The organism is Kribbella sp. NPDC026611 (assembly GCF_040638345.1).
GTDB lineage: Bacteria > Actinomycetota > Actinomycetes > Propionibacteriales > Kribbellaceae > Kribbella.
Genome location: NZ_JBEZYC010000001.1, coordinates 998071 through 1022465, shown reverse-complemented (window position 1 = coordinate 1022465; position 24395 = coordinate 998071). Strand labels below are relative to the sequence as shown.

Below are 24395 nucleotides of genomic sequence, written 5' to 3'. Positions count from 1 at the left end.
CCTGAACCGGGTCACCCGGCCGACTGCGACTGCAGCGCCTTCTTCAGAGCCGGTACGACGGGCCCGATCCGTACGGCGAGCTGCGCGAGGCGGTCCTTGTGGCGGTTGCGCCGCTCGCGCGTGACGACCGTCCGCAGGTCAGCCGTCGCCGCGAGTACGACGATCGACGCATCGCGGAGGTCCACCCGTGACACGAGCCGGGACGGGCGCAAGGTGTCGTGGGCGGCCTGCAGGATCTGCCGCCGTACCAGCGGCTGGCGGAGGCTGATGCGATCCGGGAGGATCCGCCGCGGCTCCACCTTGATCAGCCGCGCCCGCTCCAGCTCGTCCCGCACCTGACGCACGAGCAGACCCGGCCGCCTATCGATCCAATGCCGCCACCTCCGCGGCCCCACCGCCCGAATCTCCGCCAAGAACCCGGCCAGCACCGGATCCGTCGGTTCCGCGCCGGTCAGCACCCGCACCCGCCCGTTGTCATCAGCAACCTTGCCGGTCAGCTGAAGGTCGGTCAGCGCCGCGGCCCGCAGGAGCTTGCCGAGCTTCTGACGACTCGTCAGCCTGCCACGCGTCGGATCGTAAGCCAGCAGGAAAAGCCGAGCCGGCAGCGACTCCGGGGCCCGCATGTTGCTGTATGCAACAACCTTGCGCGACTGCCGGGAGCGCTCCGGCCGGCGCAGCGGCATGACCACAGTTCTACTCATCGTCGTCCTCCTTGGGCGGGCGGCCCGGGCGGCGTTGCTTGCCTACACCTTTGGGCAGGCGGCCGGCCTCGGACAGCGCGCGACGGAGCAGGTACTCGATTTGGGCATTGGTGCTCCGAAGATCGTCACTGGCCCAGCGGGCCAGGGCGTCGTGCACCACGGGATCCAGGCGGAGCAGGATCTTCTTGCGTTCGACAGCCACCGGATCGGCCGCTCACTGGTAGAGCGAGCCGGTGTTGACCACCGGTTGGGCGTCCCGGTCGCCGCACAGCACCACCATCAGGTTGCTCACCATCGCCGCCTTCCGCTCCTCGTCCAGCTCGACCACCTGGTGCTCCGACAGCCGGTCCAGCGCGAGCTCGACCATGCCGACCGCGCCTTCGACGATCCGCTGCCGGGCCGCGACGACCGCACCGGCCTGCTGTCGGCGCAGCATCGCCTGCGCGATCTCCGGTGCGTACGCGAGGTGCGTGATCCGCGACTCGATCACCCGCACGCCGGCCGCGTGCACGCGCGCACCGATCTCGGCCGACAGCTTCTCGGTGATCTCGTCGGTACTGTCCCGCAGCGAGAGCGCGCCGTCGTCGGTGTGCACGTCGTACGGGTAGCTGTTCGCGATGTGCCGGACCGCGGTCTCGGTCTGGATCGCGACGAACTCGACGAAGTCGTCCACCTCGAACATCGCCTGCGCGGTGTCCTCGACCTGCCAGACCACCACCGCGGCGATCTCGATCGGGTTCCCGTCGAGATCGTTGACCTTGGCAACAGCCGTCTCGTGGTTGCGGATCCGGGTCGACACCTCACGGCGGGAGGAGATCGGGTTCACCCAGCGCAGCCCGTCGGTGCGGATCGTCCCGGCGTACCGCCCGAGAATCTGCAGCACCCGAGCCCGCCCCGGCGACACCGCGGTCAGCCCCGCGGCGACAATCACCCCCACGACGAACAGCCCGATCCCGAGCCAGACCATGCCCGAGCTTCCGTGGTTCACCCCGACGGAGAACTGCACGACAGCCGCCACCAACACAAGCAACACCACCAGCGCCACCGGCCACCCGTTGATGTTCCACCCGGCCCGCTCACTCACCTTCGGCTTGGGCATCTCCACCACACCATCCACCATCACAAACTCCTCCCTCGAATAGCTCAAAGGTAGCAAAGTGATATCACATTTACAACCCCGCTCCGCCCCTCCTCACGACCCACCCCTCCCCACAACCCAGCGCGTTCCCCACCCCGCCCCGCAGACGCACCCCCGCCCGCCCCGCACCCCGCCCCGCAGACGCACCCCCGCCCGCCCCGCACCCCGCCCCGCTCCGCACCCCGGCTCCACGGGCGAGCCCCGCCGGCCTCAGCTCGAGGGGATATCCCCTCGAGTTGAGGGTTCTCCGCTGGTATGCGAAGGGTGAAGCCTCAAGCCGAGGAGATAACCCCTCGAACGCGGCACGGGCGCCAAGGAAGCGCGGGGCCGGGCGCGATGGGACCCGGGGGGCCGGCGCGGTTGGACCGGGGTGGGGAGGCCGGGATGGGGCGGGCGGGATGGGGCCGGGGTGGGGGCCGGGGCGCGGTGGGACCGGGGCGGTGGGCCGGAGTTGGGGGGCCGGAGTTGGGCGGGCCGGAGTTGGGGGGCCGGAGTTGGGCGGGCCGGAGTTGGGCGGGCCGGAGTTGGGCGGGCCGGAGTTGGGCGGGCCGGAGTTGGGCGGGCGGGAGTGAGGGGTTCGAGGTGGGGGTTGGTCAGGGGAGGCGGGTGGTGAGGGATTCTAGGTGGGACTGCCAGGGGGTGGAGTGGGAGTTGGGGAGGGGGTCTATGGGGGAGTCCTGCCAGGCGTGGATGGGGCGGATGCCGTGGAGGGCGTTGATCAGCCAGGCTTCGGTGGTGTTCTGGAGGGCCTCGGGGGTGATGGGGTGTTCTTCGACGGGGACGCCTTGGGTGCGGGCGATCTGGCGGAGGAGCTGGGCGGTGACCGAGGGCAGGAGTGGGCGGTCACTCGGCGGGAAGCAGAGGGTGTCGTCCTCCCACCAGGCCAGGGCCGCGTACGCCGCCTCCAGGACGGTCCCGTCCGCGTCGAGGAGCAGGATCTCGTCGGCGCGGTACGGCGCGGACTCGCGGAGCTTGCCGAGCAGCTCGAGGTCGGGCCCCTTCACCCGCGGCATCGTCCGTGGGTCAGCGCCCTCGTGGACGGCGACCCGTACCCGCCCGCCCGTGGTCGGCGCCGGGCGCAGCTGTACGGCGAGCTCGCCGGAGTCGCGCAGCTCGAAGCGCGGGAACCACCGACCGAAGCCGGGCAGCCGTCCCACCTGCTCGTCCCAGAAGCGCTCCGCCGGGACCCCGGCGTCCGCGCACGACCGGACGAAACGCTCCCGGTGCAGGTCCAGCCCCCGAACCTTGCCATTGGCCACCAGGAACGAATCCGCCACCCGCAAACCACTCATCTCCCCCACCCTTCGGCCGCGGCGTCCCCGCCCACGGCTGCCGTTGCCTTCAGCACCATCTCGTCGTACTCCGCGACCGGCTCCGAGTCGAGCACGATCGCACCCCCGGCCCCGATCACGGTCTGATCGGGTGTCAGTACCGCGGTCCGGATCACCACACTCAGGTCGGCCCGCCCGTCCACGGTCAGGTACCCGAGCGCACCGGAGTACACCCCACGCGCGCTCAGCTCCAGCTCGTCGAGGATCTCCATCGTCCGGATCTTCGGCGCACCCGTCATCGACCCCGGCGGGAAGCACGCCCGGACCGCGTCGACGGCGCTCACCCCGGACCGCAACCGCCCGCGGACCGTGGTCACCAGCTGGTGCACGCTCCGGTACGTCTCGACCTGCATCAGCTGCGGCACCTGCACGGTCCCGGGCTCGCTCACCCGGGAGAGGTCGTTGCGGATCAGGTCGACGATCATCAGGTTCTCGGCGCGGGTCTTCTCGTCCTCGGCCAGCGCCTTCGCGGCGAGCTCGTCCTGCGCCGCGTCGAGCTCCCGTGGCGCGGTCCCCTTGATCGGCCGGCACTCGGCCCACCCGTCCGCGTCGACGGTGAGGAACCGCTCCGGCGACGAGCTCGCCACCGCGAGATCGCCGTACCGGAGGAAGGCGGCGTACGGCGCCGGGTTCGCGGACCGCTGCCAGCGGAAGAACTCGAACGGATCGGGGACGGCCGGCAGCCGGACCCGGTTCGTCAGGCAGATCTCGTACGACTCCCCCGCCTCGAGCGCGGCCATGCAGCGCGCGATCCCGGCCAGGTACGCCGACCGGTGCTGCTCGAGGTGCGCCTCGAGGTCCAGGCGGGCGACAGCAGGTACGTCGACGCTCGCCATCCACCAGTCCGCCGCCGCCTTCTCGGCCCGGTCCAACCATCCCTCGCCCGCCCCGGGCGCATCGACCGCCACCAGGTACGTGCGATCGCGATCGTGGTCGATGACCACGAACCGGTTCGCCCAGATCCACAGTGCGTCCGGCGTCGGCGACTCGTGCGCGGCCGCTCCCCCGGTGAGCGCCTTCAGCTCGTACCCGAAGTACCCGACGTATCCACCGCAGAACAGGCCCGTGAGCTCAGTAGGCGGCTCGGTCGACCGGGCCGCGAGCAACGCGTCCAACTCGGCGAAGACGTCCCCGTCGGCAACGTCCCGTACGACGACCTCCGCGCTGTCGCCCAGCGTCGTACCCAGGACGGAGACGCGATGCGGCAACCGGTCGGTCAGGCTACCGTCGAGCCAGAACGCGACCTGTTCGCCGGCCAGCAGCTCGCGGTAGACCGTCTCACCGTCGAGCGCCCGGCCGAGCGTCCGAACGGACCAGCTCAGCGCACTCACCAGCACACGGTACCTACCCGTGGGCCTCAGCTGGGCGCTGTGATCAGGAGACGGTCAGGGCGAGCTTGGTGCGCATCGCGGTGATCCGGCGGATCGGGATCGCGACCTCGAGGCCGTCCTTGGACTCGGCGCGGTCGGCGAGCCAGCCGGCGGCGGTGTCCCGGCGGACGTCCGGCGTGCCCGGGAGATAGAGCGCGTTGACCAGCCGGTGAGCGTCGTCGCGGCTCCGGATCGTGTACACGTACCGCTCGCGCTGGCTCTCCATCACGTCGAACCCGGCGTGCTTGAGTTGGTCCTTCAGCTCGGTGATCTCACCGCCGGCCGGGAACTGCGGGGTCGACCGCAGCCGCGTGGTCAGGCCGCTCAGGGTGCGGATGTCACCGCGGCGCAGCGGCCGTACGGCGGGCACGATCGCGGCGAGCACGCCCCCGCGGCGCAGTACCCGAGCGGCCTCGGACAGGACGTCCGGCAGCGGCTGGAGCACCGCGAGGCCCATCGAGCAGGTGACGACGTCGAAGACCTCGTTCGCGAACGGCAGGTGCAGTGCGTCCGCCTGCACCTTCGGCCCCGGCGCACCCTCGAGCTGGGCCGGGTTGTTGTCGACCCCGACGACCCAGCGCCCGTAGAGCTCGCGGGCGACCGGCCCGTTGCCACAGGCCAGGTCGAGCACCCGCTTGGCCTCGCCGGAAACGGCACGGACGAGCCAGCGGTACGGCGTATGGTCACCGGCCACCGCCCGGGACAGCAGCGCTTCGGTGCTGCCCGGGGCGGCGGTGTGGAATTCCCGCAGGTACTGCGGCCAATCGATCACGTTCTCAGACATCGCGCCACGACGGTACCGGCCAGGCACCCGATGTACCGCATCGGGTGCGCAGCGTTAACCGTCCTTTGACCTACTTCAGACGCGGCTGACGAAGATGTGGCCGGCGGTTTCGTCGCTGATCACGCCGCCGGCCTCGCGGCTGCCGACCAGGACGCCGTCGGCGTCGAGGGTGGAGTCGACCTCGCGGCCGGGCAGCGCGCCGGCCTTGCGGAGCACGGCCATCGCGCCGTCGTCGGTCTGCACCGGCTCGGCGATCCGGCGGACGAGCACCCGCACGCTCTCGCCGGTCGCCTGGTCGAGGACCTGGTCCAGCGGCTCGACCCCGATCCGGAAGTCCCCGATCGCACTGGCCTGGCTGCTGGTCTGCAGCTCCTCCAGGCCCGGGATCGGGTTGCCGTACGGCGACTCGGTCGGGTTGCCGAGGAGCTTGAGCAGCCGCAGCTCGACCGCGTCGCTCATCACGTGCTCCCAGCGGCAGGCCTCGGTGTGCACGTCCTCCCACTCGAGCCCGATCACGTCGACCAGCAGCCGCTCGGCCAGGCGGTGCTTGCGCATCACCCGGACCGCCTGCTTCCGGCCGACGTCGGTGAGCTCCAGGTGCCGGTCGCCCTCGACCTTGATCAGGCCGTCGCGCTCCATCCGCGCCACCGTCTGACTGACCGTCGGCCCGGACTGGTGCAGGCGCTCCGCGATCCGGGCGCGCAGCGGCACAATGCCTTCTTCTTCGAGCTCGTACACGGTCCGCAGGTACATCTCGGTGGTATCGATGAGATCGCTCACGACACCCATTCTCGCCTACTGAGGCAAGCCTTACCCAATCGTCCTGGGTACCGGGACAGAATGAGCCCGATGACGGCGGTGATGTGGTTCCGGCGCTGTCGGCGTCGACGGGCGGGAAGCTGGTCGTGCGGACGGGAGACCCGGTCGAGGTGATCCCGGCGATCGCCAAGGAGTGCGAGGCGGTGAGCGTGCATCTCAGCGCCGACTACGGCGCGTACGGACAACGACGCGATCAAGAGGTTGCAGCCGCCTTGAGGTGTCCGTTGGTGGCCACCGGGTCGCCGTACGCCGTGGCGCCAGGGCGCGTGCTGAACCAGCAAGGCCGGCCGTACCAGGTGTTCACGCCGTACTTCAAAGCCTGGCTCGAGCACGGCTGGCGGAAGCCGGTCGAGGCGCCGGCGAACGTGCGCTGGGTGCAGGCCGACAGCGAGGACCTGCCCGCCGGCGACACCGACGGTGCGGGTGAGCAGGATGGTCGTCGCGTCGTTCCTGGTCAAGGACCTGCACGTGCACTGGAGGCACGGCGCCCGCTGGTTCATGCAGACGTTGCGCGACGGCGACCTGGCGTCGAACTCGCTGAACTGGCAGTGGGTGGCGGGCTGCGGGGCCGACGCCTCGCCGTACTTCCGGATCTTCAACCCGGTCGGCCAAGGCCTGAAGTTCGACCCGGACGGCGAGTACGTCCGGCGCTGGGTCCCCGAACTGCGGGACCTCGCCGGGAAGACCGCGCACGAGCCGTGGAAGTACGGCGGCGCCGACGGCTACCCGGCGCAGCTCATCGACCACGGCGACGCCCGTCGCGAGTCGCTCCGCCGGTACGCAGCGATTCGCTGAGCCTCCAGGTCTTGACCGAGCCCTGAGCCATACCCCTATAGTGCTAGTTACCTAGATGAATGGGGTTATGGATGATCGAGTTCCATCTGGACGGGCGGTCGGGGGTCTCGCCGTACCAGCAGATCGTTCAGCAGGTCCGGAACGCGTTGCGGCTCGGACTGCTGCGGGAGGGGGACCAGCTGCCGACCGTCAAGGACGTGGTTGCGACGCTGGCGATCAACCCGAACACCGTGCTCAAGGCGTACCGCGAGCTCGAGCACGAGGGCCTGGTGCAGGCCCGGCCCGGCCGCGGCACGTTCGTCACCCGCACGCTCACCGACAACTCGCTGGCCGCCCACGGCCCGCTGCGGCAGGACCTCCGCCGCTGGCTGGCCAAGGCGCGCAAAGCAGGCCTCGACGACGACAGCATCGAGGCACTGTTCCTCAACACCTTTCGGTCCGCCGCTCAGCAGGAGGACATAGCATGAGTGCCGTTTTGGACGCCCAGGGTCTGGGCAAGAAGTACGGCCGGCGGTGGGCGCTGACCGACTGCGACCTCGAGATCCCGTCCGGGCACGTGGTCGGCCTGGTCGGCCCGAACGGCGCCGGCAAGAGCACGCTGCTGAACCTTGCGGTCGGGCTGCTGGCGCCGACGGCCGGCGCCGTGCAGGTCCTCGGAGCACCTGCGGGGACACAGCAGACAAAGGTCGGGTACGTGGCTCAGGACACCCCGACCTACGCCCGGTTGAGCATCGCGGACCACCTTCGGCTCGGCGCGCGACTCAACCCGAACTGGGACGATTCCCTTGCCCAGCAACGGATCCATCACCTCAAGCTCGATCCGAAACAACGCGCCGGCAAGCTGTCCGGCGGTCAGCGTGCGCAGCTCGCACTCACCCTGGGCCTGGCCAAGCAGCCGGAGCTGCTGGTGCTGGACGAGCCGGTGGCCTCGCTCGACCCGCTGGCGCGACGGGAGTTCCTGCAGGACCTGATGGAGGCGGTGGCCGAGCAGGAGCTGAGCGTCCTGCTGTCCTCGCACCTCGTCTCGGACATCGAGCGGGCCTGCGACTACGTGATCGTGCTGGTCGACTCGCGGGTCCAGGTGAGCGGCGAGATCGACACCCTACTGGGCACGCACTACCGGCTCACCGGGCCGCGCCGCGAGCCGAAGGACCTGCCGCGCGACCAGTACGTCGTGACCGAGAGCCACACCGATCGGCAGTCGACGTACCTGATCCGGACCGAGCAGCCGATCCATGATCCGGCCTGGTCGGTCTCCCAACTCACGCTCGAGGACCTGGTACTGGCCTACATGGGCCGCGACGTCCAGCCGGAGCGTCCGGTGCTGGAGGTGCAACGATGATCTGGCTGACCTGGCGGCAGTTCCGCGTCCAGTTCCTGGTGATCGCGACGGTGGTCGTGGCGGCCGGGGTCGCGCTGGCCACGACCGGACCGGGCTTGCTCGACCAGTACCACAAGCTGGCCGAGAACTTCCTCCAGAGCCTCGCGCTCGACCACGGGATGACGACGCTGTACCGGGTCGGCGCAGTGCTGATGTACGCACTGCCGCCGGTAATCGGTGCGTTCTGGGGAGCGCCGCTGGTCGCCCGCGAGCTGGAGACCGGCACGCACCGGCTGGTGTGGACGCAGAGCATCTCGCGGTGGCACTGGCTTGCGGTCAAGGTGGGCTTCACCGGTCTGGCGGCGGTCGGGGTCACCGGGCTGCTGAGCTGGGCCGTGACGTGGTGGTCGGCTCCGATCGACCGCGCGGTGAACGCGGGCCAGGACTCGAACTACTTCCTGCCCAGGATGTTCCCTGCGTCCTTCTCGGCCCACGCGCTGGTCCCGGTCGGGTATGCGGCCTTCGCTTTCGCTCTCGGGGTCGCGGTGGGGCTGGCGGTACGGCGTACGGTCGTCGCGCTCGCGGTGACGCTGACGGCGGTGATCCTGGTGATGGCGCTGACGCCGAGCTTCGTCCGGCCGCACCTGATGGCGCCGACGGACAAGTTGGTGACGATCACCGAGGACGGGATCCGGGGGTTCATGCTCAGCGGGGACGGGCCGACCCCGCAGATCGCTGGGATCGAGGTCGCGATGGGGGCCGTGGGCGGGTGGAAGGTGTACGACCACACCGTGGACAAGGCGGGCAACGTCGTGGACACGTTGCCGAGCTGGGCCATCGACTGCGCGCCGGGCCCGCCGCCCGTCAAACAGGGCGAGGGAACCGAGCGGACTGATCCCGCGGCTCGCGCCGCATGCTTCCAGCGGCTCGCGGACGAGGGGTACCGGCAGCACCTCAAGTTCTTCACGGCCGACAAGTTCTGGCCGCTGCAGTGGCGGGAGTTCGGCCTGTTCTTCGGGCTGGCCGTGCTGTTGATGGGGTTCAGCTTCTGGCGGATCCGGCGCGACCTGTCGTGAGCCGCCGGACCAGGAGGGCCACCGCGAGCAGCGCGGCGGCCACGACCGCGGACGTCCACGGCAGGGTGACCGCGAGGACGACGCAGCCGATCAGGCCGAGCACGTTGACGGCCCGGGGCCAGCGGCGTTGCTCGGCCGGCTGGGTGAACGCGGAGGCGTTCGCGATCGCGTAGTACAGCAGGACGCCGAACGAGGAGAAGCCGATCACGCCGCGCAGATCGGTGGTGAGGACGAGCACGCCGACGACCGCGGCGAGCGCGAGCTCGGCGTGGTGTGGGACCTGGTACTTCGGGTGGACCGCGGCCAGCCAGGTCGGGAGGTCCCGGTTGCGGGCCATCGCGAGACTGGTCCGCCCGATGCCGGCAATCAGGGCGAGCAGCGCGCCGAGGCTGGCAAGGGCGGCGCCGACCCGCACGATCGGGGACGCCCAGGCCGCACCGACAGCGTCGACCGCCGCCGCCAGGGGTGCGGCGGTCGACGCGGGGTGCCGCAGCCAGGCCAGGGCGACGAGCAGGTAGAGGCTGACGGCAATGAGCAGCGCGAGGCTGATCGCTCTGGGGATGGTCTTGGCCGGCTCGCGCACTTCCTCACCCATCGTCGCGATCCGGGCGTATCCCGCGAACGCGAAGAAGAGCAGGCCTGCGGACTGGAGTACTCCGTACGCGGACGCTTCCGCCAGCTGGTGATGTTGTGGATGGGCTGCGAACAACAGAACCAGGATCAGCGCCAGCACTGCCAGTGTGCAGGTCACCAGAACCTTGGTGAGGCGGGCTGTTCTGGTCACACCGCGGTAGTTGACTGTTGCCAATGCGATGACTGCTACCAACGCAATCACCCGGCGCAACCAGCCGACGTCGGTGACATAGGTCGCGAAGGTCAACGCCATGGCGGCACACGACGCCGTTTTCCCAAGAATGAAAGCCGAACCGGCCGTGAAGCCCCACCAGTTGCCGAGGCGCTCACGTCCGTAGATGTAGGTACCGCCGGAGACCGGGTAGACGGCCGCCAGCTGAGCCGACGACGCCGCGTTGCAGTAGGCAACCACTGCGGCGATCAGCAGCCCGATGAGCAGGCCGTTGCCCGCCGCGTGAGCCGCCGGCGTCCACACCGCAAACACCCCAGCCCCCACCATCGACCCCACACCAATGACAACAGCATCCGACAGCCCAAGCCGCCGAGCCAGCCCCGCCGGCACCGACCCGCCCGCCGGCACCCGCTGATCCGACGGCTTCGGCCGGTCCGACGGCGCGGGCTGGTCGGCGGACCCCGGCTGGGCTCCGGGGTCGGATGCCGGCGTGGGCGATTTCATCTCAGTCGCCTGCTGCCATGGCTGCCGCGATCTTTTCTTCGGCATCGGCGACGATCTCCTGAGGGGGTTCGGGGAGCAGGTCTGCCCAGAGGGCCAGCATCTCCCGCTTAGCTTCGAGCATGCCCAGTGGACGGGGGTAGAACCACACGTGAAAGTGTGCCGAACCATCACCCCAGCGGTAGATGTGCACCCGCGCGATGTCGCCGAGCGCGAGGATCGCCCGCTCGACCCGGGCCACGACCGGCCCGTAGCTGGTCGCGTGTGAATCGGGGAGATCGGAGAAGCTGTCGTAGTGGCCGCGGCTGGCCAGCCAGACCACGCCGGGGATCGTCACCCCGCTGGCCCGGCAGAGAGCCCAGTTGTCGTCGCTCCACAGCGGCGGCTCGTGCTCCGGCCGCTCGCCGGCCAGCCAGTCGCACAGCCCACACGGGGCGCCGCCCTCCTCACCCACGCGCGGCGGCTCCGGGATCACCCGCGGCCCGAGCTCCCGGCGGGTCAGCGGTTCGACGTACGGAAGTGTCATGACGGTCCTCCCAGGACGATTTGAGAGCACCAGTGAAACATGGCTGTTGCGTAAAGTGCAACAGTCATGTTGCATCAGGGCGAGACCACCCCACGCAGCACCAGATCGAGCGTGAGCCGGCGACCACGGGCGCGGGACCAGTGGTGCCGGCCGCGCATGTGCACGTAGGTGAACGCGGCCGAGACCATCAGTACTTCGGCGACGTCGCTGACCCGGCCGTGCGGGTGCAGGGTCCCGTCCGCCTCGCCCTCGCGCAGGAACCGCTCGAACGGGTCGAGGAAGGAGACCGGGCCGTTCCGGGCCTGCTCCTGGTGGAAGATCAGGTCCGACGAGAGCATCAGCGGCAGATTCCGGTCGATCACGTCGAACAGGGCCTCCAGCGTGCGGACCAGTCCCTCGCGACCGGTCCCCGAGCCGGCCAGCACCGGCCACATCGTGTCCCGGTAGTCGTCGGCCAGCGCATCCAGCAACGCGCTGAGCAGCGCCTCGACGGTCAGGCCCTGGCGCCACAGCGTGACCCGGGACCGGCCGACCTTCTCGGCGACCCGCTCAAGGGTGACCCCGGACCAGCCGTGCTCGCCCAGTACGGCGATGGTCGCCGTCCGCAGGGTTTCGTCCACCGCCACCGTCATCGCGATCGACTCCTCACCAGGGCCTCTTGTGCAACATGGCCGTTGCATTGCAGGATGACTGTACCAAGTCGACGAGGAGTGCCGTGGACACCAGAACCGAGCTCACGCTCCAGCTCACCGATCACGAGGGGGCCGGACTCACCGCGCTCGCCGCGGGCCTCCGCGGGGTGGCCGAGACCGACCTGTCCGAGGAGGACGCGATGGTCGCCGCGCTGGAGCTGGCGCTGACCCGGTTGATCGACGACTTCGAAGTACCGGATCCGACGGCTCGCGAGCAGGTGCAGGTCGCGCGGGACCAGCTCCGCGCCCACTGGGTGCGCGGCAGCGCCACGCTCTAAACGGCGTTCAGCACGCCCAGCAGCCGGGCCACCTCGGCGGCCACAGCGTCGCGGGCCGGCCCGAGGTACTTGCGGGTGTCGACCAGCTTCGGGTTGTCCGCGAGCACGTCGCGCACCACACCCGTGAACACGTTGTTGAGGTGCGTGGCGATGTTGACCTTGGTCATGCCGGCCGCTACTGCCCGCGTGAGGTCGGCATCTGCCACACCTGACGAACCATGCAGGACGAGGGGAACGCTGACGTGGTCGCGCAGCTGTGAGATAAGGGTGAAGTCGAGCGTTGCCGTGCGCTCGGTCATGGCGTGGGAGGAACCGACGGCGACTGCCAGCGCGTCCACGCCGGTGGCTTCAGCGAAGGCTTGGGCCTCGTCGGGGCGAGTGCGGGCGCCGGGGGCGTGGACGCCGTCCTTGCCGCCGACCTCGCCGATCTCCGCCTCGACGAAGACGCCGTGGTCATGGCAGTACTGCGTGACCTCGATCGTCGCCGCCACATTGTCGGCGTACTCCAGCTTCGACGCGTCGTACATCACCGAGGTGAAGCCGAGCGCGACTGCCTCGGTCACCAGGTCGCGGTCCATCGCGTGGTCCAGGTGGACGACCACCGGGACCGTCGAGGCCGCGGCGGCTGCGAGGGTCGCGACACCGATCGGTTTGAGCGCGCCGTGGTACTTCACCGCGTTCTCGCTGATCTGCAGGATCACCGGCGCGCCGACCTGCTCGGCCCCGGCGATCAGGGCGGTCGCGTGCTCCAGCTGAATGACGTTGAACGCGCCGACCCCGCGACCGGACTTGGCCGCCGCCAACACCACCTCGGCACCAGAAACCAACGGCATTGCGTGCTCCTTCTAGTTGACGGTGACGAGCGGTTGCCAGCGCCGGTACGCCGCCAGATCGATGTCTCCGGCAACCGGTGTCAGGACAGCGGCAGCCGACGCGGCCACAGCAGACTTGAGTACGACGGACCAGTCGGGCTCGGGTGTCTCCGCGACCGCGGCCGCGACGACCGCCGTACAAGCGTCGCCGGCGCCGGTCGGGTTGCCCGACACCTGCTCCACCGGCAGCGCCCGCCAGACCCCCCTGTTGCTTGCGGCAACCATCCCGCGCGGTCCGTCGGTGATCACCGCCGCGGTCGCACCGAGCGCCACCAGCTCGGACGCACCCTCTTCGACCTCGACATCACCGATCGCAGCTCGCAGCTCGGAGGCGTTCGCACGCACGACTGCACCCGCCTTGGCAGCGACGGTGAGCGCGACTCCGCCGGTGTCGATCACGGACAGCACATCGTGTCGCCTGGCGTTCACGGCGAGCTCGGCGTACGCATCCATCGGGAGGCCCGGCGGCAGACTGCCCGAGCAGGCGAGCACACCGAGGCGCCGCCAGGGCATCCGCTCCTGCAACGCGCGCCACTCGTCCATATCCACGGACGGCCCAGCTTCGTTGAAGATCGTCGCGTCGCCGTCCGCATCGTTGACGATGGCAACGGTACGGCGGGTCTCACCGGCGATCGGGGTGAGCAGCGCGGTCAGCCCGGCGTCGAACAGTTCCTCGGCCACCAGCTCACCGGTGACCCCACCGACGAATCCGAGCACGAGTACCTGGTGGCCGAGCGTGGCCGCGACCCGCGCGACGTTCACGCCCTTGCCACCGGCCCGCCGCCGGATCCGGTCGATCCGGTGACTACCGCCGACCACCAGCTCGTCGACCTCGTACGTGACGTCCAGCGCGAGGTTGAGAGTGACGGTTCCTATCAGTCCAGCCACGACCCCGCCCGCATCACCCTCTGCACGACGTACTCGTCGTCGAGCAGGACCAGGTCCGCACGCCGGCCGGTCTCGATCGCGCCGACGTCGTACCAGCCGAACTTCCGGGCCGGCGTCGTCGACGCCATCCGGGACGCGTCGACCAGCGACGTGCCGGCCCGCACCGCGTTGCGGTAGGCAACATCCATGGTGAGGGTGCTCCCCGCGATCGAGTGCGCGCCCTCGGCAAGCGTCACCAGACCGTTGGTCACCTCAACGGCCAGCTCGCCGATCTGGTACTTCCCGTCCGGCATCCCGGCCGCGGCCATCGCGTCGGTGATCAGCGCGATCCGGTCCACGCCGGCGGCGGCCAACGCGACCCGGACCACCTGCGGGTCCAGGTGCATACCATCGTTGATCACCTCGAGCAGCAGCCGCTCGTCGTTCAGCGCGGCGCCGACCGGCCCGGGATCGCGGTGGTGGAACGGCCGCATTCCGTTGAAGAGATGGGTCGCCACGGTCGCGCCGGCGTCCGCACCGGCGATCATCTGCTCGTACGTCGCGTCGGTGTGCCCGAGCGCGGCGACCGCGCCCGCGTCGACGACCTGGCGGATCGCCTCCAGCCCGTTCTCCAGCTCCGGCGCGATCGTCACCATCTTCACCGCGTCGCTCAGCACCTTGGCCACATCGTCCTTGAGCGGCGGCCGCAGCAACGCCGGGTCGTGCGCACCACAGCGCGCCTTCGACAGGAACGGGCCTTCGAGGTGTACACCGGCGATCACGCCGTCGGTGATCAGGTCGGCGAGACAGGCCGTCTGCGACACCAGGACGTCGAGCGGCGACGAGACCAGGCTCGCCATCGTGGTCGTCGTACCGTGCTTGGCGTGGAAGGCCGCGACCTTCTTCGCCTCCTCCGGATCGGTGGTCGAGTACGACGACCCGCCACCGCCGTGGGTGTGGATGTCGACGAACCCGGGCACGACCGTCACGTCACCGAGGTCCTCGGGCCGCTTGCCGTCGGCCGGCATGCCCTCCGACCGGCGACCGAAGGCGTGGATGTCCTCGTCGACCACCTGGATCCAGGCGCCTTCCAGCACATCGTCCGGCGTGACCACTCGGCCCACGCGGTACGTCGTCATGCAACCCCCTCCTCGTTGGCGGCAGCCTCAACTTCTACGCGGTCCCACGCCATCAGCGCGGCGCCGAGCATGCCGGCTTCCTCACCGAGCACGGCCGCGACGATCTCCGGCTCGCGCTGGAACGTCAGTCGGGCGTGCACGCCGTCGCGGAGCGGCTGCAGCAGCGTCTCGCCGGCTCCGACCAGTCCGCCGCCGATCGCGATCCTCGTCGGCGCGACCAGGGTCGTGTAGAGGACCAGGGCGTCGATGAGGACGTTCAATGCGTCCTGCCAGACCTGCTCGGCGTCGGGATCCCCGGCCGCCAGCAGCTCGAGGACCTCACGGGCACCATCGACGGTCCGGCCGGTGCGTGCGCCGTACCGGCGGGCCAGCGCGGCAGCGGAGGCGACCGTCTCGAGGCACCCCCACTGGCCGCAGGCGCACAGTTCGGCGGCGGCGCCGTAGATGAACTTCGAGTGGCCGAGCTCACCGGCGTACCCGTCGCCGCTGACCAGCGAGCCATCGACGATCATCGCGGCCGCGATCCCGGTCCCGAGCGGGAGGAACATGGAGTTCGTGGTGCCGGCCAGGGCGCCCTGGCGGAACTCCGCGTACCCGCCGGCGCGGACGTCGTGGGCGAGCACGATCGGGACGTCGCCGGCGACGACGGGGTGCAGGGCGGCCTTCAGCTCGGCGAGGACCGGCGTACCGACCCACTCCAGGTTCTCGGCGCCGACCGTACCGTTCTCGGCGTCGATGACACCGGGGACGACGACACCGATGGCACGCACCTGGTGGCCCTCGGCAGTCGTCTTCTGGCTGAGCTCGACCACAGTCTCGAGCAGCGCGTCGAGCACGGCACGACCGCCGGCCTCCCGGGGCGTGGGCCTGGTCTCACGGTGCAGCACGGCACCGTCGGCGGCGACCAGGCCGCACTTCATCCGGGTTCCACCGAGATCGACGGCAACCACGACTTCACAGGGGTCCACGGAGCGCCATTATGCAGCGTTACCCGGCAGTCCGAACATCCGTGAGCAATTTCCGGACACTGTTATCCAGACCACTTCGAGCTGTCGTCCGATCCCCTGGTTCTGCGTCGGTCCGGGAATTCGTGGGCAGGGTGCCACGAACTTCCGGGCCCAGCAGCGTCAGGACCTCACGGTCTGAGGCCATGGTCGAAGGCTGCGACCAGGAATGCGACCAGGTTCTCGGCGAGCTTGCCGGGATCCTCGGTACTGCCGACGCCAGGCGCGCGCGACAGTGCCTGTGACTGGTGCAGTGCGAGCAGGCCGAGCATGTTCACGTACCCGAAGGACACGGCTTCGGGTGACGCGTGCGGGATCGCGGCCTGCAGAGCAGCCAGGTAGCGGCTCTCGATCGGATCCGACTCGGCCGCGTACAACTCCCGGATCCGCTGGCTCGGATCGAACGCGATCCGGCCGATGAACCGCGCGACCACCGCCCCGCGCTCACCGCGGCGCAGTACCAGGTCGAGGCCGGGCTCGATGAACGCCCGGATCAGCTGTTCGGGCGTCGGTGCCCCACGGGCCTCCAGCTGGTCCAGCCGGCGCCGCCGTTCGGTGTTGACCGGCGCCATCGCGCGCGCGACCGCGGCCCGCAACAGCGCTTCCTTCGAGCCGAAGTGATAGTTGACCGCCGCGATGTTCGCGGCCGCCGCGACCGTGATGGCACGGAGCGACGTTCCCTCGTAACCCCCTTCACCGAATCGTTGCTCGGCGACGTTGAGCAATCTCTCCCGGGTCGATTCGACCGGTGTTTCCACAGAGTTCTCCTTCCCCCCAGCTACTGCTCGCTCAGGCACCCCACCTGCTCACGCGCCGTAGCCTGCAGTCAGCATAGTTCAAGCGGTCGTTTGAACTGGAGGGCTCAAGTACTTCTTTCCGAGAATTCCTCAGATTTCTCTGAAACCCTTTTCTTCCCTTCACTCCGGGCCCTCAACCTCGTCACTTTCCGTGTCCAAACAACTGTTTAGGGTGACTGCATTAGGCTCAGGCGCCATGAGTTTCGTGCAGGTGGCACGCCGGTTCCAGGGTCCGGACCGGTCCGGTAACGGTGGGTACGTCGCAGGGCTCGTCGGCACCGCGCTGGCAGCACAGCTGCCGGACGCACAGGTCCCGAAAGTGACCTTGCGGGTGCCGCCGCCGATGGACCGGGACCTGTCGCTGACTGCCGAGGCCGCCGGCGCTCGCCTCACAGACGGTGACGCGCTGGTCGCGGACGGCGTACCGGTCGACGGCGGCTTCCTGGCCGACGCGACGATCGACCCGGTGTCAGCGGAGGAGGCGCGAGCGGCGGAGGCGGCGTACCGCGGGCTGCGGAACCACCCGTTCCCGAACTGCTTCGTCTGCGGACCGTCCAACGCCGGTGGGCTGCAGCTCCGGCCGGGACCGATAGACGAGGGCCGTACGGCGTGCACGTGGACGCCGGGCGCCGACCTCGCCACCGAGGGCCTGGTCGACGAGCTCTTCCTCTGGGCCGCGCTCGACTGCCCCGGCGGCTGGACGATCGACCTGGACGGCCGTCCGTCCGTGCTCGGCCAGCTGACCGCATGCATCGACGCCCGCCCACAGGTCGGCGAGGAGTGCGTCGCGCTCGGCCGCTACCTCGGCGAGGACGGCCGAAAGACGTTCACCGCAAGCACGCTGTACGACGCCGACGGCCGCGTCCTCGCCCGCGCCAAGCACACCTGGATCCTCGTGGACCCCGCGCTCTTTAACTAACGGCCGCGGGCTGCGTGGGCTCGGACCTTCGCGCGGTTGCCGCAGGTGGCCATCGAGCACCAGCGACGGCGGCCGCGGGGGTCGAGGAACAGCCAGCCGCAGGACGGGCAGATCCGCACGTGCTCGCGGGATGGACTGGTCAGCAGCTCCCCCGCGAGCGACGCCAGGTTGTCGAGCGGGAGCGCCAGGTCCTCTGGCAGCTCCCACTCGGCGGCTGAACCTTGCGGGCCGGCCGGCACCAGGCGGCGCCGGCCGGACGCCTTCTCGATCACCCGCGCGACTGCCTCGAACGACCCATCGGTCGCCGCGCCGGTCAGCACGTCGTACAGGTCGACCCGGAAGTCCAGGGTCGCGTTCAGCCGCCGCGTCGCCTCGGTCGGTTTGCTGCCCGCCTGCTCGATCAACCGGAACACCGTGGCCGGCGGCAGCAGACCGGCGTACGAGTTCCAGATCAGGAACGCCTCGTACGACGTCAGCCACTCGGTCCGGGGCGGTCCGCCAGTGGTCCACTCGGACCGGGTGTCGACGAAGTCGAGCACGGGGTGCGCGCCGACCGGTTTGGGCAGCACGACCCCCTGCACGAGCTCGAGGTGCGACGGCAGACCGTTCATCAGGTCAGCGTGACGGTTGCTGGGCCGGAGTCTGCTGGGTGGTGGTCGGCACCGGGATGCTGACGTTGCCGTTCTGCGGGATGACCATGAACTGGATCTTGCCCGACTCGATCGCAGACTTCAGCAGGTAACCCTGCGCCCCGAGCAGCTTGACCTGCTGCTGGACCGACTGCAGCTCGACGTTGACCTGCTGGTTCTTCTGCTCCTGCGTGGCCTTCGCCAGCTCGGCGCGCTGCTTCGCCTCCAGCCCGTCGATGATGCCCTTGTCCAGCGGCATCGGCTTCTGGATCGTGAACGACAGCTCGCCGCAGTCGTTGTTGCCGTTGTAGCCCGGCCCGCAGAAGTAGTCGCCGCCGACGGCAGCCGGCAGCAGCCGGGTGAACTCCTTGGCCGCCGCGGTCTGGAAGGCCGACTTCTTCGACTCGTTGTTGTACAGCTCGGCCCAGTTGTAGTCGGTCGCGACCGCGGACAACGCCCGGTCGATCTGCGGCCGGAAGTAGCTCTTCAGCATCTCGTCCCAGCCGGAGTCGGTGTAGGCCTCGGTCTTCAGCCCGATCCGCTCGTGGAACGATTTCAGCACGTCCTTGTCGCGGTTCAGCGTGAAGTACACCTGCACCCGGACCCCGAGCCGGACGTTGTCCTTGCTGACCACGGTGACCTCGTCGGCCGCGTCCGTGTCGGCACCGTCGCCGCCGATGATGTACGAGCGCTGGTCGATCGGGTACGTGTACAGGGTGTCGCCCGGGCCGATCATCTTGTTCGTCGAGCCCGGCGGGATGATCGACTTGAACTTCTTCGCCTCGACGATGCCGCCGCCGTAGTGCAGCCCGATCCGGTTCGTGTCGGTACTCGCGAAGTTGAAGATGTTGAACAGGATGATGATCACGATCACCGCCGCGATCAGCCCGCCGACCACCTTCGCCTTGGTGCCGCCCCGTGGCTTGATCGCCGCCGTGGCGTTCCCCAGTTTCACCATCAGTTGTCGAGCTCCTTGCTGTTCTCCACCAGTCGCCGGACGTCGGCGAGGGTCAGGTCGGCCGTCACCGCGACATCCCGCGGCACCGACGGATGCGAGCTGAGCGTACGCAGCCCCTGCTCCGCCGCCGCGACCGCCCGCTCGAGCGCCCGCACCTCGTTCATCAACGCCCGATGCTCAGCGTTGACTGCGGCCAACGCCTGCTCCGCCTGAACGGCCCGCCGGTACGACGCCCACGCAAACCACCCGGTTCCAACAATCAACAACAGCGGGATGAGCCCAAATCGGATCATGCCCCGATTCTCGTCCATCCCAGGCGAGCCGACCCCGAACGCCGTGCGCCACGGCCGGATGACCTTCGCCGCAGGTGGTCACTCCCAGCCCGCCAGCGGCGGGATGCCCTGGCGGGCTGTGAGCACGACGGCAACTACTTCCGGCTGCCGCCCGTGACTACAGGCGGCACCGCCGCCCGGGCACCGCCGGCCGTTGGCAGGACCTGCAGGCCAGACATCCCACCGCTGGACACGGCCCCCGGCCCGTCCGGTAGCCCAGTGGCGAAACGTCCTGGAGCTGCGTCCCTTACCGCCCCGCTCGTAGCCCGCCTAGGACATCAACGCGACGAACTCGGCGGCACGTGCGGATTCCCCCGGCATGTGGTGCGCGGCTTTCCCCGACATGTGCGCGTGGCTTTCCCCGGGCAGGTGGAGACAGCTGGATAGGGCAGTGGCGGCGTGGCGCTAAGCCCGCTGTCACACGCGGGCGCCAGCCCGCAACACCGGCGCCAAGCCGGGCGCGGGGATCCCCGAGCAGGTGGAGACGGTTCGGTAAGGCGGTGGCGTGTCGCGCTAAGCCCGCTGTCACACGCGGGCGGCAGCCCGCCACTCCGGCGCTAAGCCGGGGGTGGGTGGGAGCCCCACGGAGCACCCGCGGTGAGGAGCGCAGCGACGAACGTAGCGGGTGCGCAGCGGGCGTGGGGCTTTCCCGGGCCGGTGGGGACCGGTCGGTAGTGCGGTGGCGCGGCAGCGCTAAGCCCGCTGTCACACGCGGGCGCCAGCCCGCAACTCCGGCGCCAAGCCGGGGGCGGGTGGGAGCCCACGGAGCACCCGCGGTGAAGAGCGCAGCGACGAACGTAGCGGGTGCGTAGGGGGCGTGGGCGTACTTCCGTTCTCCCTCGGCGAAAACTGGTTGAACGGGGGTCGGGGCGGAGATAGGTTCGCAGTACACGCGAAGGGAGGTGGTCCAAAGCATGTATAGCTATCGGACTCGTGAGGTGGCGGCGGGCTGACCGCCAACCACTAACAGTGGGCATGTGGTCGGCTAGTTCAACGCCGCCACCGGGCCCGCGGGCAGTCAGGGTAGTCCGCCTGACCCTGAGCGTCGACCACCCGGTCGTGTCTCTGGAAGCGCCCGCGGGCTTCTTTCTGTCTCCCCCGACCGGCTACTCAGGAGCAGGGTCCGCGGCCGGCTACTCAGGGCCGGCTACTCAGGGGCAGGGCAGTCCAGCCCGAGCGCCAGCCCGATCTCGTACAGCTGGGCCTCGAAGTACGCCGTTGCGTCGGGCAGGACCCAGTGCAGCTGGCCGAAGACCTCCATGCAGATCAGGCCGTACAGCCTGGTCCAGAAGGTGAGCGACAGGTAGATCGCCCCCGCCGGCATCCCGCCGAAGTGCTCCGACTCCTGCGTCAGGTGCTCGACGAGCTCCACCCCTAGCTGCTCGTCCGGTGGGTACGGGAACGGCTGCCAGTGCCAGATCTGCGCCACCAGCTCCTTGAACAGACTCCCGAAGCGCATCGCGGCCTGGTGCCCGACCGTCTCCTCGTGGTCCGGCGCGTCCGGGCTCGGCACCGCCGTCCCGAACAGCAGCGCGAACTCGGCCGGGTTCGCCAGCCCCCAGTCCCGCAAGCCGTTCGCGAGCAGGTAAAGCCGAGCGCCGAGGTCGGCCGCCTCGTCCGTGTTCTGCAGGTCCATCAGCGCTGCCGTCAGCTCGTCGTACAGGTCGGCGATCAGCGCACCGACCAGTGCCTCGTGGCTCGGGTAGTACCGGTACAACGCCGGCGGGGTCAGCCCGAGCTCGCGCGCGACCGCGCGGAGACCGATCGCGGCCGTGCCACCGCTGATCAGCAGCCGTCGGGCGGCCGCCTTGATCTCGGCGACCGTCGCCGCCCGCCGCTGCTCGCGTCCGGACTCAGCCAATGTACGAACACTCCTTGACATGACCTCTAGGGACCCGTTTACAGTGTTAACTGTTAACGCTGTTCACTCTACTTCCGCTGCTCCAATCTAACGCCCTGGGAGAGTTTCGTGTTCGAGACGCTCGGCCACTTCGCCTACCGGCGCCGCCGGCTCGTCCTCGCACTGACCGGCGTCTTCGTCGCCCTCGGCCTGGCCTGGGGCACCGGCGTGTTCGGCTCGCTGGCCAACGGCGGCTTCGACGCGCCGAACACCGAGGCCGCGCGTTCGGTCAAGACCATCGAGCAGAACGTCGGCCGCACCGGCACCGACGTGATCGTGCTCTACCACAGCGACTCCCGGACGGTCGCCGATCCCGCCTTCCGGCAGTCGGTCGAGCAGCACCTCTCCGGGCTCCCGTCCACCGCCGTCCTCGGCACCACGACGTACTGGAGCAGCAAGTCGCCGGTCTTCGTCTCGAAGGACCAGCACAGCACGTACGCCGTACTCACACTGGCCGGCGCGACGCCCGAGGACCGGCTGGACACGTTCCACGACATCGCGGACCAGGTCCGCACCGCTCCCCCGGGACTCGACGCCAAGGTCGGCGGCGAGGTCGCGGTCTTCGACGAGGTGAACACCCAGACCGAGCACGACATCGTGAAGGCCGAGTCGATCTCGACGCCGATCGTGCTGATCCTGCTGGTGATCGTCTTCGGCGGCCTGGTGGCCGCGTCGTTGCCGCTGTTCGTCGGCGCGCTGGCGATCCTCGGCTCGTTCGTCCTGCTCCGCGGCCTGTCGGCGGTCACCGACGTGTCGATCTTCTCGATCAACATCGTCACGATGATCGGGCTCGGGCTGGCCATCGACTACGCGCTGTTCATCGTCACCCGCTTCCGCGAAGAACTTGCCCGCAGCAACGATGTGGAGACCGCGCTGACCGCGACGATGGCGACGGCCGGGCGGACGGTCGCGTTCTCCGGCGTGACCGTCGGCGTGGCGATCAGCAGCCTGGTGCTGTTCCCGGTGATGTTCCTGAAGTCGATGGCGTACGGCGGAGTCGCGGCCGTCGCGGTGGCGATGATCGCGGCCCTGACCGCGCTGCCGGCGCTGCTCGCCGTCCTCGGGCACCGGGTGAACAAGCTCCGGATCTTCAAGCCGCGCAAGGCCCGCGCCGAGCACGGCGCCTGGTACCGCCTCGCCCACAGCGTGATGCGCCGCCCGATCCGGTACGTCGTGGTCCTCGTGCCGATCCTGCTCGTGCTGGGGATCCCGTTCCTCAGCGCACAACTAGGCGGTGTCGACCACCGCTCGCTGCCGGCCGGCGCAACCTCGCGAACCGTCACCGAGACCCTGCAGCGCGACTTCCCCGGCGCGGGCGGGTCGGACATCTACGCGGCCGTCCAGCTCAGGGGCGATCCGACCACGACGCTGGCGCCGTACGTCGCTCGCCTCCAGCAGATCCCGGACGTCGAGAACGTCCGGATCGCGGGGTACAAGAACGGGGTCGCGTCGGTCGTCGTGCACACGCACTTCACCGGTCAGGAGCTGGCCGCGCGGGACGTCGTACACGCGGTCCGAGCAGTGTCTCCGCCCAGCGGGACCGAGGTCGAGGTCGGCGGTGACACAGCCGCGACGATCGACCTGTTGCACGTCCTCAAACAGCGCGCGCCGTACATGGCCGGCTTCATCGTCATCGTCACCTTCGTGTTGCTGTTCCTCGCGTTCGGATCGTTCGTGCTACCGGCCAAGGCGCTGGTGATGAACGTGCTGTCGCTGTCGGCGGCGTTCGGGGCGATGGTGTGGATCTTCCAGGACGGACACCTGTCCGGGCTGCTCGACTTCACGCCGGCAGGGTTCCTCGATGCGACCAACCCGGTGCTGCTCTTCGCGGTGCTGTTCGGGCTGTCGATGGACTACGAGGTCTTCCTGCTCAGCCGGATCCGGGAGGAGTACGACCGCAGCGGCGACAACACCCTGTCCGTGGCGCTCGGGCTGCAGCGGACCGGCGGGATCATCACCAGCGCGGCGCTGCTGCTGATCATCGTGGTGGCGGCGTTCTCCACCTCGGGCATCGTGTTCGTGAAGATGATCGGGGTCGGGCTGGTGATCGCGATCGCGCTGGACGCGACCATCGTCCGGGCGTTGCTGGTGCCGGCGACGATGCGGTTGCTCGGCCGCGCGAACTGGTGGGCTCCACAAGCACTCGTCCGCTGGTGGAAGCGCTACGGCATCCGCGAGTCCGGGGAACCTCAGGGCTGGAGCCTGACCAACTCCCAGGACTCGGACGAGCTGGTCCGGCGATAGGCCAGGCGGTCGTGCAGACGGCCGGTGCGGCCCTGCCAGAACTCGAACGCCCGCGGCTCGACCAGGTAGCCGCCCCAGAAGTACGGCGTCGAGATCTCGGTGCCCTCCGGCCACTGCCGCTCGTACGACGCGTACTGCAGGTCGAGCTCCTCACGGGAGGCGACCGGCTGACTCTGCTGGGACGCCCACGCGCCGAGCTGGGAGCCCCGCGGTCGACTGGCGAAGTACTCGTCGACCTCCTCGGTCGGGAGCTTGCTCACGGTGCCTTCGACGCGGACCTGACGCTCCATGGCGTGCCACGGGAAGACCAGCGCGCACTGCGGGTTGGCAGCCAGGTCCTCGGCCTTGCGTGACTGCTGGTTGGTGTAGAACACCAGCCCACGCTCGTCGACCCGCTTCAGCAACACGGTCCGCGCGGACGGACGGCCGTCAGCGTCTGCGGTCGCAACCACCATCGCGTTGGGTTCGGCCAGTCCAGCCTCTCGCGCCTGCTCCAGCCAGACCTGGAACTGGACGACCGGGTCCCGGTCCACCTGGCTCTCGAGCAGCTCACCTAGGCCGTACGTCTCCCGCATCTCCGCAAGGTCCACGGGATCG

General features: G+C 69.6%; 27 protein-coding genes and 1 pseudogene. 8 read left to right on the top strand and 20 right to left on the bottom strand.

Going from position 1 to position 24395, the window contains the following annotated elements; translation table 11 throughout:
* Positions 1-11: 11 nt before the first annotated feature.
* The 7 genes from AB0E69_RS05135 to AB0E69_RS05105 all read right to left on the bottom strand — a co-directional run bounded on the left by AB0E69_RS05135 (position 12) and on the right by AB0E69_RS05105 (position 6104).
* Positions 12-701 (bottom strand): GPP34 family phosphoprotein, encoded by a 690-nt coding sequence (locus AB0E69_RS05135; protein ID WP_360139737.1) that lies wholly within the window; start codon positions 699-701, stop codon positions 12-14.
* On the bottom strand, positions 694-903 hold the full coding sequence (locus AB0E69_RS05130; protein WP_360139734.1) for a hypothetical protein: 210 nt from the start codon (positions 901-903) through the stop codon (positions 694-696). Before AB0E69_RS05130 ends, AB0E69_RS05135 begins: the two co-directional genes overlap by 8 nt.
* Positions 904-915: 12 nt before the next feature.
* Positions 916-1821 carry an SPFH domain-containing protein gene (locus tag AB0E69_RS05125; protein ID WP_360139731.1) on the bottom strand — a complete coding sequence of 302 codons (906 nt, stop codon included), beginning with the start codon at positions 1819-1821 and terminating at the stop codon, positions 916-918.
* Positions 1822-2432: 611 nt separating this feature from the next.
* Positions 2433-3131, bottom strand: a complete 699-nt coding sequence (locus AB0E69_RS05120; RefSeq protein ID WP_360139728.1) for an aminotransferase class IV — start codon at positions 3129-3131, stop codon at positions 2433-2435.
* Positions 3128-4501 carry an aminodeoxychorismate synthase component I gene (gene pabB, locus AB0E69_RS05115; protein ID WP_360139725.1) on the bottom strand — a complete coding sequence of 458 codons (1374 nt, stop codon included), beginning with the start codon at positions 4499-4501 and terminating at the stop codon, positions 3128-3130. The genes AB0E69_RS05120 and pabB overlap by 4 nt, the downstream gene beginning before the upstream one ends.
* Positions 4502-4544: 43 nt before the next feature.
* On the bottom strand, positions 4545-5324 hold the full coding sequence (locus tag AB0E69_RS05110) for a methyltransferase domain-containing protein (protein WP_360139722.1): 780 nt from the start codon (positions 5322-5324) through the stop codon (positions 4545-4547).
* A 75-nt stretch (positions 5325-5399) separates the two neighbouring features.
* Positions 5400-6104, bottom strand: coding sequence for a metal-dependent transcriptional regulator (locus tag AB0E69_RS05105; RefSeq protein ID WP_360139719.1), 705 nt, complete (start codon positions 6102-6104; stop codon positions 5400-5402).
* A gap of 83 nt (positions 6105-6187) precedes the next feature.
* On the opposite strand from AB0E69_RS05105, the pseudogene AB0E69_RS05100 reads away from it, so the two are divergent.
* The 5 genes and pseudogenes from AB0E69_RS05100 to AB0E69_RS05080 form a co-directional block, all read left to right on the top strand.
* Positions 6188-6442 (top strand): annotated as a pseudogene (locus AB0E69_RS05100) (deoxyribodipyrimidine photo-lyase); the annotation flags it as partial.
* Between the two features lie 133 nt (positions 6443-6575).
* Positions 6576-6938, top strand: a complete 363-nt coding sequence (locus tag AB0E69_RS05095; RefSeq protein WP_360140414.1) for an FAD-binding domain-containing protein — start codon at positions 6576-6578, stop codon at positions 6936-6938.
* A gap of 71 nt (positions 6939-7009) precedes the next feature.
* A complete protein-coding gene (locus AB0E69_RS05090; protein ID WP_360139716.1) occupies positions 7010-7405 on the top strand; it encodes a GntR family transcriptional regulator in 396 nt (131 codons plus the stop codon).
* Positions 7402-8280: an ABC transporter ATP-binding protein gene (locus tag AB0E69_RS05085; protein WP_360139713.1), complete on the top strand. Its 879-nt coding sequence runs from the start codon at positions 7402-7404 to the stop codon at positions 8278-8280. The genes AB0E69_RS05090 and AB0E69_RS05085 overlap by 4 nt, the downstream gene beginning before the upstream one ends.
* A complete protein-coding gene (locus AB0E69_RS05080) occupies positions 8277-9335 on the top strand; it encodes an ABC transporter permease (RefSeq protein ID WP_360139710.1) in 1059 nt (352 codons plus the stop codon). Before AB0E69_RS05085 ends, AB0E69_RS05080 begins: the two co-directional genes overlap by 4 nt.
* Here AB0E69_RS05080 and AB0E69_RS05075 read toward each other — a convergent pair.
* From AB0E69_RS05075 to AB0E69_RS05065, 3 genes are all read right to left on the bottom strand, one after another.
* Complete coding sequence (locus tag AB0E69_RS05075) at positions 9301-10644, bottom strand: APC family permease (RefSeq protein ID WP_360139707.1); 1344 nt, start codon at positions 10642-10644, stop codon at positions 9301-9303. The two genes, AB0E69_RS05080 and AB0E69_RS05075, sit on opposite strands and share 35 nt — an antisense overlap.
* A 1-nt stretch (position 10645) precedes the next feature.
* Positions 10646-11167: a hypothetical protein gene (locus tag AB0E69_RS05070; RefSeq protein ID WP_360139704.1), complete on the bottom strand. Its 522-nt coding sequence runs from the start codon at positions 11165-11167 to the stop codon at positions 10646-10648.
* Positions 11168-11241: 74 nt separating this feature from the next.
* Complete coding sequence (locus AB0E69_RS05065) at positions 11242-11799, bottom strand: hypothetical protein (protein ID WP_360139701.1); 558 nt, start codon at positions 11797-11799, stop codon at positions 11242-11244.
* Positions 11800-11882: 83 nt separating this feature from the next.
* Between AB0E69_RS05065 and AB0E69_RS05060 the strand changes: the two genes are divergently transcribed.
* A complete protein-coding gene (locus tag AB0E69_RS05060) occupies positions 11883-12137 on the top strand; it encodes a hypothetical protein (RefSeq protein WP_360139698.1) in 255 nt (84 codons plus the stop codon).
* Here the strand turns inward: AB0E69_RS05060 and AB0E69_RS05055 are convergent.
* The 5 genes from AB0E69_RS05055 to AB0E69_RS05035 all read right to left on the bottom strand — a co-directional run bounded on the left by AB0E69_RS05055 (position 12134) and on the right by AB0E69_RS05035 (position 16777).
* A complete protein-coding gene (locus tag AB0E69_RS05055) occupies positions 12134-12970 on the bottom strand; it encodes a class II fructose-bisphosphate aldolase (RefSeq protein ID WP_360139695.1) in 837 nt (278 codons plus the stop codon). The two genes, AB0E69_RS05060 and AB0E69_RS05055, sit on opposite strands and share 4 nt — an antisense overlap.
* Positions 12971-12982: 12 nt before the next feature.
* On the bottom strand, positions 12983-13897 hold the full coding sequence (locus AB0E69_RS05050) for a hexose kinase (RefSeq protein ID WP_360139692.1): 915 nt from the start codon (positions 13895-13897) through the stop codon (positions 12983-12985).
* On the bottom strand, positions 13885-15015 hold the full coding sequence (gene nagA / locus AB0E69_RS05045; protein WP_360139689.1) for an N-acetylglucosamine-6-phosphate deacetylase: 1131 nt from the start codon (positions 15013-15015) through the stop codon (positions 13885-13887). Before nagA ends, AB0E69_RS05050 begins: the two co-directional genes overlap by 13 nt.
* Positions 15012-15983 carry an ROK family protein gene (locus tag AB0E69_RS05040; RefSeq protein WP_360139686.1) on the bottom strand — a complete coding sequence of 324 codons (972 nt, stop codon included), beginning with the start codon at positions 15981-15983 and terminating at the stop codon, positions 15012-15014. Before AB0E69_RS05040 ends, nagA begins: the two co-directional genes overlap by 4 nt.
* A 167-nt stretch (positions 15984-16150) precedes the next feature.
* The gene (locus AB0E69_RS05035; protein ID WP_360139683.1) at positions 16151-16777 is read right to left on the bottom strand and encodes a TetR family transcriptional regulator; all 627 of its coding nucleotides are present in this window, start codon (positions 16775-16777) and stop codon (positions 16151-16153) included.
* 235 nt (positions 16778-17012) lie between these two features.
* Here AB0E69_RS05035 and AB0E69_RS05030 point away from each other — a divergent pair, with 235 nt between their 5' ends.
* Positions 17013-17735, top strand: a complete 723-nt coding sequence (locus tag AB0E69_RS05030; RefSeq protein ID WP_360139680.1) for a hypothetical protein — start codon at positions 17013-17015, stop codon at positions 17733-17735.
* On the opposite strand, the gene AB0E69_RS05025 is transcribed toward AB0E69_RS05030, so the two are convergent.
* The 4 genes from AB0E69_RS05025 to AB0E69_RS05010 form a co-directional block, all read right to left on the bottom strand.
* Positions 17732-18346, bottom strand: a complete 615-nt coding sequence (locus AB0E69_RS05025; RefSeq protein ID WP_360139677.1) for a CGNR zinc finger domain-containing protein — start codon at positions 18344-18346, stop codon at positions 17732-17734. The two genes, AB0E69_RS05030 and AB0E69_RS05025, sit on opposite strands and share 4 nt — an antisense overlap.
* A 4-nt stretch (positions 18347-18350) precedes the next feature.
* Positions 18351-19322, bottom strand: a complete 972-nt coding sequence (locus tag AB0E69_RS05020) for an SPFH domain-containing protein (RefSeq protein WP_360139674.1) — start codon at positions 19320-19322, stop codon at positions 18351-18353.
* On the bottom strand, positions 19322-19615 hold the full coding sequence (locus AB0E69_RS05015) for a hypothetical protein (protein ID WP_360139671.1): 294 nt from the start codon (positions 19613-19615) through the stop codon (positions 19322-19324). Before AB0E69_RS05015 ends, AB0E69_RS05020 begins: the two co-directional genes overlap by 1 nt.
* 1186 nt (positions 19616-20801) lie before the next feature.
* Entirely contained in the window at positions 20802-21515 is a 714-nt protein-coding gene (locus AB0E69_RS05010; RefSeq protein WP_360139668.1) for a TetR/AcrR family transcriptional regulator, read from the bottom strand.
* A 108-nt stretch (positions 21516-21623) separates the two neighbouring features.
* Here AB0E69_RS05010 and AB0E69_RS05005 point away from each other — a divergent pair, with 108 nt between their 5' ends.
* Positions 21624-23798, top strand: a complete 2175-nt coding sequence (locus AB0E69_RS05005) for an MMPL family transporter (protein WP_360139665.1) — start codon at positions 21624-21626, stop codon at positions 23796-23798.
* Here AB0E69_RS05005 and pdxH read toward each other — a convergent pair.
* Positions 23744-24388 (bottom strand): pyridoxamine 5'-phosphate oxidase, encoded by a 645-nt coding sequence (pdxH, locus tag AB0E69_RS05000; protein WP_360139662.1) that lies wholly within the window; start codon positions 24386-24388, stop codon positions 23744-23746. The genes AB0E69_RS05005 and pdxH overlap by 55 nt on opposite strands.
* Positions 24389-24395: the final 7 nt, after the last annotated feature.